The 11407-nt window shown below is 70.0% G+C and carries 9 protein-coding genes; 5 read left to right on the top strand and 4 right to left on the bottom strand.

Going from position 1 to position 11407, the window contains the following annotated elements; translation table 11 throughout:
- The first annotated feature begins 66 nt into the window (after positions 1 to 66).
- The gene (gene holA / locus GA0111570_RS09840; protein WP_092610007.1) at positions 67 to 1065 is read left to right on the top strand and encodes a DNA polymerase III subunit delta; all 999 of its coding nucleotides are present in this window, start codon (positions 67 to 69) and stop codon (positions 1063 to 1065) included.
- A 72-nt stretch (positions 1066 to 1137) separates the two neighbouring features.
- On the opposite strand, the gene GA0111570_RS09835 is transcribed toward holA, so the two are convergent.
- The 3 genes from GA0111570_RS09835 to rpsT all read right to left on the bottom strand — a co-directional run bounded on the left by GA0111570_RS09835 (position 1138) and on the right by rpsT (position 4287).
- Positions 1138 to 3108: an acyl-CoA dehydrogenase family protein gene (locus GA0111570_RS09835; RefSeq protein WP_092610004.1), complete on the bottom strand. Its 1971-nt coding sequence runs from the start codon at positions 3106 to 3108 to the stop codon at positions 1138 to 1140.
- Positions 3109 to 3223: 115 nt separating this feature from the next.
- On the bottom strand, positions 3224 to 3742 hold the full coding sequence (locus tag GA0111570_RS09830) for a rhomboid family intramembrane serine protease (RefSeq protein ID WP_092610253.1): 519 nt from the start codon (positions 3740 to 3742) through the stop codon (positions 3224 to 3226).
- Positions 3743 to 4023: 281 nt separating this feature from the next.
- Positions 4024 to 4287, bottom strand: coding sequence for a 30S ribosomal protein S20 (gene rpsT, locus GA0111570_RS09825; RefSeq protein WP_092610001.1), 264 nt, complete (start codon positions 4285 to 4287; stop codon positions 4024 to 4026).
- A gap of 290 nt (positions 4288 to 4577) precedes the next feature.
- Between rpsT and lepA the strand changes: the two genes are divergently transcribed.
- From lepA to GA0111570_RS09810, 3 genes are all read left to right on the top strand, one after another.
- Positions 4578 to 6422: a translation elongation factor 4 gene (gene lepA / locus GA0111570_RS09820; RefSeq protein ID WP_092609998.1), complete on the top strand. Its 1845-nt coding sequence runs from the start codon at positions 4578 to 4580 to the stop codon at positions 6420 to 6422.
- Between the two features lie 362 nt (positions 6423 to 6784).
- Positions 6785 to 7579, top strand: a complete 795-nt coding sequence (locus GA0111570_RS09815) for a hypothetical protein (RefSeq protein ID WP_092609995.1) — start codon at positions 6785 to 6787, stop codon at positions 7577 to 7579.
- Positions 7580 to 7633: 54 nt separating this feature from the next.
- Positions 7634 to 8890, top strand: coding sequence for a glycosyltransferase (locus GA0111570_RS09810; RefSeq protein WP_175557432.1), 1257 nt, complete (start codon positions 7634 to 7636; stop codon positions 8888 to 8890).
- Positions 8891 to 8966: 76 nt separating this feature from the next.
- Here GA0111570_RS09810 and GA0111570_RS09805 read toward each other — a convergent pair whose 3' ends face one another.
- Positions 8967 to 10052: an inositol-3-phosphate synthase gene (locus tag GA0111570_RS09805; RefSeq protein ID WP_092609989.1), complete on the bottom strand. Its 1086-nt coding sequence runs from the start codon at positions 10050 to 10052 to the stop codon at positions 8967 to 8969.
- 120 nt (positions 10053 to 10172) lie between these two features.
- Here GA0111570_RS09805 and hemW point away from each other — a divergent pair, with 120 nt between their 5' ends.
- Positions 10173 to 11390: a radical SAM family heme chaperone HemW gene (gene hemW, locus GA0111570_RS09800; RefSeq protein ID WP_092609985.1), complete on the top strand. Its 1218-nt coding sequence runs from the start codon at positions 10173 to 10175 to the stop codon at positions 11388 to 11390.
- Positions 11391 to 11407 lie beyond the last annotated feature (17 nt).

The raw sequence follows: 11407 nt of genomic DNA, 5'->3' as shown, positions 1-11407 counted from the left end.
CATGGAACCCGGTGACGGCCGGCGGACGCCCGGCGCGGTGTCGGTGCCGCCTGCCATAGTGGGGGCGTGGCCACTTCCGGACAACCCCAGATCAAGGACATCGGCTCCCCGTACGGGAAGGTCGTGCTGGTCCACGGGTCCGAGGGTCTGCTCGCCGATCGGGCGATCGAGGACCTGGTGGCTGCGTGTCGTGCCGAGGACCCGACGGTCGAGGTGGCCCAGACGTCCGCGACGACCCTGGACGGCGGTGACCTGCTGCAGATGACCTCGGGATCGCTGTTCGCCACCCGGTCGGTGCTGGTCGTCGATGACCTCGCCGACGCCTCCGACTCACTGGCAAGGGCGGTGGCCTCCGCTGCCGCCGACCCGGCCCCCGAGATCGCCCTCGTCCTGGTGCACCGCGGCGGGAACAAGGGCAAGGGACTGGTCGACAAGCTCAAGAAGGCCAGGGTCCCGATCTTCCCGGCGACGCCGCTCAAGCCCCGGGAGCTGGTCGGTTTCGTCGAGCACGAGGCACGGCTGTGCTCGGCGCGACTGGACCGGTTCGTGGCCCAGCAGCTGGTGGATGCCGTCGGCGTCGACCTGCGAGCGCTCGCCGGGGCGGTCCGCCAGCTCGCCGAGGACTCCGAGGACGGGACGATCCGGGCCGAGCTGGTACAGGGATTCTTCCAGGGACGCGCCGAGGTGAAGGGCTTCACCATCGCCGACGCCGCGCTGGAGGGACAGACCTCCAAGGCCCTGACCGAGCTGCGCTGGGCGCTCTCCTCGGGCACCGCGCCGGTGCTGATCACCAGCGCGATGGCATCCGGTATCCGCGGCCTGGGCCGGCTCAGCTCGATCCGCGGGCGGGGGAACGACGGCGAGGTCGCCGCCGATATCGGGGTGCCCCCCTGGAAGTTGCGGACGCTGCGTCAGCAGCTGCAGCGATGGGACGACCTCCGGCTGGCTCGGGCGGTCCGGATCGTCGCCCGTGCCGATGCCGACGTCAAGGGCGCCGCCGACGACCCCGACCACGCCCTCGAGACGATGGTGCTGCAGATCAGCCGGCTCGCCAGCCGGCCCTGACCACGGCGCCGCCCACCGTATGCACCGACCACCCACCAGCTCCGGGGTCGGCAGCTCCGTGGTCGGTGCCGATCACTCCACCGGTGTCGATGCGGTGGGCTTGGCCGCCGCTCCGGGCCGCGGGATACGGCGGCGGACATCCGGGCGCTGGGACGGTCCCAGCCGCCACGGGCTGACCCAGGGCAGGTCCTGCTTGATGTGGCGGACGCCCCGCTCGAGCTCGGTGTAGCGACCGTCCAGCATGCGCTTGGCCAGCCGCCGGTCCACAGCGTCCGAGTTGTGCCACAGGGAGGTGAACAGGGCATCCACCCGCACCCGGGCCTGGTCACAGAACGCATCGGCCAGTTCGACCCCTTCGGGGAAGATCTCGCGCTCGGCCTTGGCACGGACGCAGCACGCGGACATGGCGAACAGTTCGGCGCCGATGTCGACCGCGCGGCCCAGGAACGCCTCCCGGTGCTCCATTCCTCCCTGCCAGCGGGCCATCCCGGCGAAGATCGACCGGGCCAGGCGCCGCGAGGCCCGCTCGATCCAGCGGACGTGCTCGGCCAGCGGACCGAAGTCGGCGTACGACCCGGGCATGGTGCCCGCCCCGACAGCGAGGGTGGGGAGCCAGGCGGCGTAGAAGCCCGCGGCCCGGGCCACCGCCCGCGCCTTGGCGGCGGTGTCGGCCTCCGGGTCGATGATGTCGCCGGCGACCTCCAGGTGGGCGTCGACGGCCTCGCGGGCGATCAGCAGGTGCATGATCTGCGAGGAGCCCTCGAAGATCCGGTTGATCCGGATGTCGCGGAGCAGCTGCTCCACCTCCGCGGCCCGCTCACCGCGGGCCTCCAGCGACTCGGCGGTCTCGTAGCCGCGCCCGCCGCGGATCTGGACCACCTCGTCGCACACCCGCCAGGCGGTCTCGGAGGCGTACAGCTTCAGCAGCGCCGCCTCGATCCGGATGTCGTTACGGTTGTCGTCGGCGAGCATGCAGGCCAGGTCGAGCATGGACTCCAGCGCGTACGTGGTGGCGGTGATGTAGGCCAGCTTGGTGGCGATCGCCTCGTGGTCGCCGATCCGCTGCCCCCACTGGACCCGGTCGGTGGACCAGCCGCGGGCGACGTTGAGGGACCACTTGGCGGCGCCCACGCAGGTGGCGGGCAGCGAGAGCCGGCCGGTGTTCAGCGTGGTCAACGAGATCTTCAGGCCCCGTCCGACGGCCCCGAGGATGTTCTCGGCGGGGACCTCGACGTTGTCGAAGCGGATCACGGCGTTCTCCAGGCCGCGCAGGCCCATGAACATGTTGCGGTTCTCGATGGTGATGCCTGGGGTCTCGGACTCCACCACGAAGGCAGTGATACCGCCCTTGGTGACGGCCGTCGCCGGGACTCGGGCCATCACCACGAACAGTCCCGCGATGGTCCCGTTGGTCGCCCACAGCTTGATGCCGTTGATCCGGTAGTTCCCCTCCGAGGTGGGCTCGGCCGACGTGGCGAGCCGGGCCGGGTCGGAGCCGACGTCGGGCTCGGTCAGCAGGAACGCCGACACCTCACCGGCGGCCACCCGGGGAAGGAACCGCTCCTTCTGCTCGGGGGTGCCAAACTGCTTCACCGGTTCGGGCACCCCGATCGACTGGTGGGCGGACAGCAGCGCGGCGACTGCCGGGCTGGCCGAGGAGAACAGCATCAGGGCCCGGTTGTAGTAGAGCTGGTTGAGACCCACGCCGCCGTACTTCTCGGAAACCTTCATCCCGAACGCCCCGAGCTCGGCGAGTTCGGCGAACAACTCGTCGGGGATCTTCGCCTCGCGCTCGATCCGGCGGCCGTCGATCCGCTCGACCAGCTCGGCCGCCCTGGCCAGGAAGGCCTCGCCCTTCGCGGCAGCCTGCGGATCGGGGGCCGGCCACGGGTCGATCAGGTCGAGACGGAGCCGACCGAGGAAGAGTTCCTTACCGAAGCTGGGCTTTGTCCATTCGGTCTCGCGGGCGGCCTCGGCGACCTTGCGGGCCTCGTGCCTACTCGGATTCCTGGGGGCGGCTGGCTGCGTCTGCGTGACGGACATCGAATCCTCCGCTGAGTTTGCGCTGGGTAACTACCAAGAATACCGCGCCACGACGCCGGAATCATGCTTTTCGGCCGCTCCCGGGGCGGGCACGGTAGGGGCCCGGGGGCCGGGCTCAGTCGCGCCGGTGCATCAGTCCGGCGGCGGTCACGCCGCCGACAGCACCGCCGAGGTGGGCCTGCCAGGAGATGCCCGAATCGGTCGGCAGGACGCCCCACACCATGCCGCCGTAGACCACGACGAGTGCGACGGCGATCAGGATCTGGCGCCAGTCGCGGGTCCACAGCCCGCGGACCAGCAGATAGGCGAACCAGCCGAAGATCAGCCCGCTCGCGCCGGCGACGTACGCGCCGTACGGGGTGAGGCCCCAGGCGAACAGGCCGGAGACGACCACGCTGAGCAGCGTCGCGACGATGAAGCGGGTCCGGCCCGAGATCAGCACCAGCCAGCCGAGGACGAAGAAGGGCACCGAGTTCGAGACCAGGTGCTGCCAGCCGAAGTGCAGCAGGGGAGCGGTGAAGATGTAGACCAGCCCCTGGGGATCCCGGGCATGGATCGCGAAGTTGTCCAGGTAGCCGGCGCTCATCATGTCGACCAGTTCCAGCAGCCACAGCAGGGCGAGGGCAGCAGTCATGAACTTGGCCGCACCGACCGGCGTCACGTCCGGTCGCCTGGCGACCGTGGTGCGCGTACGGGGGACTGGTTGGTAACCGCCGGGCATGCTCATGCGGTCCAGTCTGCCAATAAGGGGCAAGAGGGGGATGTCCCCGAGAACGACGACGAGCGCCCCGACCTCCGAGGATCGGGGCGCTGCGGCGTATGTCGAACGGTTGACGCCAGGCGTCGGTGTGTCTTGGTCAGTCGGGCGAGAGGGGCCACGACGTGCCGGGTCGCGCTCGGAGAGCGGCGACGGCATCAGACCAGGGCAGCGACCTTCTTGGCGATCGAGGACTTGCGGTTGGCGGCCTGGTTCTTGTGGATGACGCCCTTGGACACAGCCTTGTCCAGGTGGCGCAGCGCGACGCGAGCGGCGGTCTGGGCCTTGTCGGTCTCGCCGGCCTCGAGAGCCTCATTGAAGCGACGGGTGTAGGTGCGCAGAGCGGACTTGACCGCCTTGTTGCGCTGACGCGACTTCTCGTTCGTCTTGATGCGCTTCTGCTGGGACTTGATGTTTGCCACGGGGCAGGCCTCTGTACTCTCGGACGTTTAGGATCTGTGTGGGTGTCCCGAACTTCCGGAACACAACGCAAGCAAATATGTTAGCAGTGACCCGACAATCCGCAAAAACAGCGGCGGACGGCCCCCGGTGGGGCCACGCCGGAGTGATTCCGAAGCCCCATCGATGGCTCGACCGGGCCTCGACGGCTCCGCGCTCGAGCCGGATCCGGTCGGGAATCGCTGCCGGACGTCCGGGCGTGAGAGACTGGGCGTCGCCCGTACGTACCTCGCCCAGGAGAGCCCACCACACCGTGTCAGACAGCGTTCTCGAGCCCGGCCGGACCGATCCGTCCCTGCTGCGCAACTTCTCCATCATCGCGCACATCGACCACGGCAAGTCCACCCTCGCCGACCGGATGCTGCAGCTCACCAAGCTGGTGGACGACCGCAACATGCGCGCGCAGTACCTGGACCGGATGGACATCGAGCGCGAGCGCGGCATCACGATCAAGTCCCAGGCCGTACGCCTGCCGTGGGTCGTGGACGGGCAGATGTACGCCCTGAACATGATCGACACCCCCGGCCACGTCGACTTCACCTACGAGGTGTCCCGGTCCCTGGAGGCCTGCGAGGGTGCCCTGCTGCTGGTCGACGCCGCGCAGGGGATCGAGGCCCAGACCCTGGCGAACCTCTACCTGGCGCTCAACGCCGACCTCGAGATCATCCCGGTGCTGAACAAGATCGACCTGCCCGGCGCCGAGCCGGACAAGTACGCCGAGGAGCTGGCCGGCATCATCGGCTGCGATCCCGGCGACGTGCTGCGCGTCTCGGCGAAGACCGGCGTCGGTGTCCCCGAACTGCTCGACCACATCGTCCAGCACGTCCCCGCTCCGAAGGGCGTCGCCGACGCCCCCGCCCGGGCCCTGATCTTCGACTCCGTCTACGACGTCTACCGCGGTGTCGTCACGTACGTACGAGTCGTCGACGGCGAGCTGCGCGCCCGCGACAAGATCCAGATGATGTCCAACGGGACGACCCACGAGCTGCTGGAGATCGGCGTGATCGCCCCCGAGCCGACCAAGGGCACCGCCCTGGGCGTCGGAGAGGTCGGCTACCTGATCACCGGGGTGAAGGACGTCCGCCAGTCCCGCGTCGGTGACACCGTGACCGCGGCCATCCGGCCGGCGACCGAGGCGCTGTCGGGCTACGCCCACCCCAACCCGATGGTCTACTCGGGCCTCTACCCGATCGACGCATCCGACTACCCGGAGCTGCGCGAGGCGCTGGACAAGCTGCAGCTCAACGACGCGGCGCTGGTCTACGAGCCGGAGACGTCCACCGCCCTCGGGTTCGGCTTCAGGGTCGGGTTCCTCGGCCTGCTGCACATGGAGATCGTCCGCGAGCGCCTCGAGCGGGAGTTCGGCCTGGACCTGATCTCGACCGCCCCCAACGTCGTCTACCGAGTGGTGATGGAGAACGGTGAGGAGCTCACCGTGACCAACCCGTCGGAGTACCCGACCGGCGGGAAGATCGCCCAGGTGTTCGAGCCCATCGTCGACGCGACGATCCTGGCGCCGGCCGAGTTCATCGGCACCATCCTGGAGCTGTGCCAGGCCAAGCGCGGGATCCAGCAGGCGATGGACTACCTGTCCTCGGACCGCGTCGAGATCCGCTACACGATGCCGCTGGCCGAGATCGTCTTCGACTTCTTCGACCAGCTGAAGTCGCGGACCAAGGGCTACGCCTCGCTGGACTACCACGAGTCGGGCGAACAGGACGCCGACCTGGTCAAGGTCGACATCCTCCTTCAGGGTGAGCCCGTCGACGCGTTCTCCGCGATCGTGCACAAGGACAATGCCTACTCGTACGGCACGATGATGTCCTCCAAGCTCAAGGAGCTCATCCCTCGCCAGCAGTTCGAGGTGCCGATCCAGGCCGCCATCGGGGCGCGCGTCATCGCCCGCGAGACCATCCGCGCGATCCGCAAGGACGTGCTCGCCAAGTGCTACGGCGGCGACATCAGCCGCAAGCGCAAGCTGCTGGAGAAGCAGAAGGAGGGCAAGAAGCGGATGAAGACCATCGGTCGGGTCGAGGTCCCGCAGGAGGCCTTCGTCGCCGCGCTCTCCACCACCGAGGCCGACAAGAAGGACAAGTAGGCCCGGCGCTGCCCTGAGGCAGGGGTGAAATTAGAGGCACACGACTTCGTTCCTGGGCCTTCTCGTGGCACGGTGGAGACAGGGCCAAGGGCGGTCCTGTCCCCTTTCTTCCCCCGTGACGGACGGAGCGCACCATTTCCTCACCCCTCACCACGCACCAACGTTCCTCTGATGACCCCGACCAGACCTCGGTCTCCCTGCCCGCCCTCGCGGCGTTCGGCGAGGTCCCTGCCGATCGCCCCTTCCCGGCACGCGACGGGAAGTCGTACGCAGGCCCTGACGCCGGCAAGAAGCACGCCGACAACGCGTCCGACCCCGGCGGCGACGACAAGCCCGACACTCCCCGCTGGACGCTGCCGCAGATGGCGACGGTGCTGGCGGGTGCCGGCGCCGCGGCGACCTCGACCCTGCTCGGTGGCCAGCTCGGTGTCGCCGGGACGGTGATCGGCGCCGCCCTCGCCAGCATCATCACCACCCTGGCGCTGAACCTGTACGACAACGCGCTGCGCCGGGCCACCCACCGGCTGAAGTACGTCGCGGTCCGGGTACGGAACCCGAAGGTAGCTGCGGGGATCCGTACCGGCGCGACCGTGGCCCCCGGTGGCCCCGACTCGACCGGTCCGCTGTGGACCAGGGTCAAGGTCAGCCGCAAGCTGATCGGCTGGACCATGGTCACCGCCCTGATCGGGACCGTGCTCGGCCTCGGCATCATGGTGGGCATCGAGCGCAGCACGGCTGCCGCGATCACCCCCGGCACGAGTGAGCTGGCCGGCACCTCCCAGCGCAACGCCACCCGTACGGACACCACCACCAGCAACGGTGGCACCGGCACGACCCCGGGCGGTACCGCCACGACCGGCACGGACACCACCGGCGGAACCACCACCGCAGGGGAGGCCACGCCCAGCCCCGCGCTGAGCGCGATCCCGACCAGCGTCCCGAGCCCGAGCGTCGCCGCCAGCACCGGCCCCGGTACCGGCACCAGCTCCACGGCGCCTGCCCCGGCAGCGTCCACCGGCACCAGCTCCGGGTCGACCGGCACGAGCTCCGGCTCGACCGGGACCATCGGCGGCACCACTACCGGCGGCACGACCACCGGCGGTACGACGACCGGCGGCACCACTCCCGGCGGTACGACAGGGTCCACCACCCCCTGACCGCGGATGTCGGCATGGAGCCGGGGCGCCAGACGCCCCGGCTACCATGCCTACATGCCTGCCCGCCCGCAGCACGTCCACCTGCTGTCGATGCACACCTCGCCGCTGGCCCAGCCGGGGGTCGGTGATGCGGGCGGGATGAACGTCTACGTCGCCCACCTCTCCCGTGAACTCGCCGGGGCCGGCATCCCGGTGACCGTTTGGACCGCGCGGCGCACCGGGAACGAACCGGACCACGTCAACGTGGCCGAGGGCCTGGACGTACGCCACGTGGCCCTGCCTGGTACCCGGCCGGGGGCGGTCGGCAAGAACGACCTGCGCCACCACATCGATGCCTTCGCCGAGGCCGTGGTCGCGGCGGCCGGCGGCGCCGAGGGGCAACTGGTCCATGCGCACTACTGGCTGTCCGGGCTGGCCGGGCTGCAGGTCGCCGAAGGGCTGGGCGCCCCGCTGGTGACCAGCCTGCACACCACCGCCCACGTCAAGAACCTGCGCGCCTCGGTCGGGGAGGACCCCGAGCCGGACTTCCGGATCGACGGGGAGCACCAGGTCGTCGAGGGATCCGACGCCGTCGTGGTCAACACGGCGACCGAGGCCCGGCAGATGGTCGAGCTGTACGGTGCCCGCCCCGAGCAGCTGCGCGTGATCACCCCGGGCATCGACCCCACCGTCCACCACCCGCCGATGCCCGATCCCCGTGACGCAGCAGCGACGGATCTGGCGCAGGGTGCCGAGGGCGCCGAGCCGGTCGATCCTCGGCCGGTCGAGGTCCTGATGGCCGCGCGCCTGCAGCCGCTGAAGGGTCCCGGGCTCCTGGTCGAGGCGATCCGGCTGCTGGTCCGCGAGGGTCTCCCGGTGCACGCCACCATCATCGGCAACGGCGACCCCGACTACCTGGGCCGGCTGCGGTCCCGGGTCAGCCAGTACGGGCTGGAGTCCCGGATCCGGTTCGTGCACGCCCAGCCCGCCGGGGAGCTCGCCGCGCGGATGGGTGCCGCCGACATCGTCGCGGTGCCCTCGTCCTCGGAGACCTTCGGGCTGGTGGCCCTCGAGGCCCAGGGCTGCGCCACCCCGGTGGTGGCCAGCCGGATCGACGGCCTGACCGAGGCCGTCCTGGACGGGACAACCGGGGTCCTCGTCGCCGACCGCACCCCCGAGGCCTGGGCCCGCGCCCTGGGCGGTCTGGTCCGCGACCCGGCGCTGCGGCGCAGGCTCGGTCGGGCCGCTGCGGAGCGGGCCGGGGCGATGACCTGGGCCACCACCGCCGACCGTACGGCCGAGTTGTACGCCGAGGTCCTCACGCGGCACTGAGCCCGTCCGGAACGCCAGGAGGCGGCCACCCGGACCTAACGGATGACCGCCTCCTGCTGCCTTGGGTGGTGCTGGCTCAGCGCTCGAACTCGCCGATGATGTACGCCTCGAGGTTGGCCCGGGCGATGTCGTCGGGGCGCTGCTCCGGCGGGGACTTCATCAGGTAGCTCGCCGCCGACAGCAGCGGGCCGCCGATGCCGCGGTCCAGCCCGATCTTCGCCGCACGGATGGCATCGATGATCACGCCTGCCGAGTTGGGGGAGTCCCACACCTCGAGCTTGTACTCCAGGCTGATCGGCGCGTTGCCGAAGCCGTGGCCCTCCAGGCGGACGAACGCGAACTTGCGGTCCTCCAGCCAGCCGACGTAGTCGGACGGGCCGATGTGCACGTCCTTGGCGGCGAACACGTGGTCGACGTTGGAGGTCACGGCCTGGGTCTTGGAGATCTTCTTGGACTCCAGGCGGTCGCGCTCGAGCATGTTCTTGAAGTCCATGTTGCCGCCGACGTTCAGCTGGTACGTACGGTCGACGGTGTAGCCACGCTCCTCGAACAGGCGGGCCATCACGCGGTGGGTGATCGTCGCGCCGACCTGGGACTTGATGTCGTCACCGATGATCGGCAGGCCGGCGTCCTCGAACTTCTTGGCCCATTCGGGGGTACCGGCGATGAAGACCGGCAGCGCGTTGACGAACGCACACCGAGCGTCAATGGCGCACTGTGCGTAGAAGCGGTCCGCCTCCTCCGAGCCGACCGGCAGGTAGGACACCAGCACGTCGACCTTGGCGGCCTTGAGCGCGGCGACCACGTCGACCGGCTCGGCGTCGGACTCGGTGATGGTCTCGCGGTAGTACTTGCCCAGACCGTCCAGGGTGTGGCCGCGCTGGACGGTGACTCCGCTGGTGGGGACCTCGGCGAACTGCAGGGTGTTGTTCTGGCCGGCGCTGATCGCCTCGGCCAGGTCGAGACCCACCTTCTCGGCATCGACGTCGAAGGCGGCGACGAACTCCACGTCGTTGACGTGGTAGTCGCCGAACTTGACGTGCATGAGGCCGGGGACGCTCTCGTTCGGATCGGCATCTCGGTAGAAGTGCACGCCCTGGACCAGTGACGAAGCACAGTTGCCGACGCCGACGATAGCGACGCGGATCGGGTGATCGGACACGTTTCTCCTTGGTTGACGGGGTGGGAGCGCTCAGTGGGATGGGTGCTCCAACGGTCAAATATCCCACGAGGCGGACTCCCGGGGCACAATAGTCCGCGATGAGGAAAGGACGCTGAATCCATGCCATCGACCCTCCCGGACGGCGAGCCCGTGCCGGCTGACGGCGCCCTGCCCGCGTCGGCCCTGGCCGACGTAGCCTCCCGCCCCCTCGAGATATACCTGCACGTGCCGTTCTGTACCACTCGCTGCGGTTACTGCGACTTCAACACCTACACCGCCGACCAGCTCGGTCCCGATCCGGGCGCCGGCCGTGACACGTACGTCGACGCGGCGCTGGCCGAGCTGGACCTGGCCGCCCGCGTGCTCGGGTCCGACGCGCCGGAAGTCTCGACCGTCTTCGTCGGCGGCGGGACCCCGACCCTGCTGCCACCCGGTGACCTGGTCCGCTTCCTCGACCGGGTGCGCGACCGCTTTGGCCTGGCGCCGGATGCCGAGGTGACCACCGAGTCCAACCCGGAGTCGATCGACGCCGACGGCCTGGCCGAGCTCGCCGCCGGGGGGTTCAATCGGATCTCGTTCGGGATGCAGTCCGCCGACGAGTCGGTGCTGGCGCTGCTGGACCGGGTGCACACCCCGGGCCGGGCCGGACAGATGGTTGGGCTGGCCCGGTCGGCTGGGTTTGAGCATGTGTCGCTGGACCTGATCTACGGCACGCCGGGGGAGAGCGTCGACTCGTGGCGGAGGAGCCTGCGGACGGCGCTGGCGGCCGGGCCGGACCACGTGTCGGCGTACGCGCTGATCGTGGAGGAGGGCACCCGGTTCGCTGCGCGGGTGCGGCGCGGGGAGATTGCGATGACCGATGACGACGACCTGGCCGACAAGTACCTGGTCGCCGAGGAGGAGCTGACCGCCGCAGGCCTGTCCTGGTACGAGGTGAGCAACTGGGCCCGTACGCCGGGCGACCGGTGCCGGCACAACCTGGGCTACTGGCAGGCCGCGAACTGGTGGGGCATCGGGCCCGGGGCGCACAGCCACGTCGGCGGCGTGAGGTTCTGGAACCGCAAGCACCCCGCCGCGTACGCCCGCGCCTTGGCGACGGGGATCACGCCCGCCCAGGGTCGGGAGGTGCTGACCGACGACCAGATCCGGGTGGAACGGGTGCTATTGGAGTTGCGGCTGTCCGAGGGGTTGGCGCTGGAGGTGCTGACCGCCACCGAGCAGCGTCGGGTGCCCGACCTTGTGGTGCGGGGCCTGGCCGAGGTGACCGGCGACCGCCTGGTGCTGACCCTGCGGGGCCGGCTGCTGACCGACGGGATCGTCCGCGACCTGCTCGACTGAGGGCGTGTCGCGCCCCG

Origin of the sequence: Raineyella antarctica (assembly GCF_900092135.1) — a bacterium.
Lineage (GTDB): Bacteria > Actinomycetota > Actinomycetes > Propionibacteriales > Propionibacteriaceae > Raineyella > Raineyella antarctica.
Note: the sequence above shows the minus strand (reverse complement) of the source record. Positions and strands in the feature narration are given on the sequence as shown.

Bases quoted from the DNA above. Each gene is read 5' to 3' on its own strand.
- hemW (WP_092609985.1), top strand. From the start codon at position 10,173: ATGCCATCGACCCTCCCGGACGGCGAGCCCGTGCCGGCTGACGGCGCC.
- GA0111570_RS09830 (WP_092610253.1), bottom strand. From the start codon at position 3,742: ATGACTGCTGCCCTCGCCCTGCTGTGGCTGCTGGAACTGGTCGACATG.
- GA0111570_RS09810 (WP_175557432.1), top strand. From the start codon at position 7,634: ATGCCTGCCCGCCCGCAGCACGTCCACCTGCTGTCGATGCACACCTCG.
- GA0111570_RS09835 (WP_092610004.1), bottom strand. From the start codon at position 3,108: ATGTCCGTCACGCAGACGCAGCCAGCCGCCCCCAGGAATCCGAGTAGG.
- GA0111570_RS09815 (WP_092609995.1), top strand. From the start codon at position 6,785: ATGGCGACGGTGCTGGCGGGTGCCGGCGCCGCGGCGACCTCGACCCTG.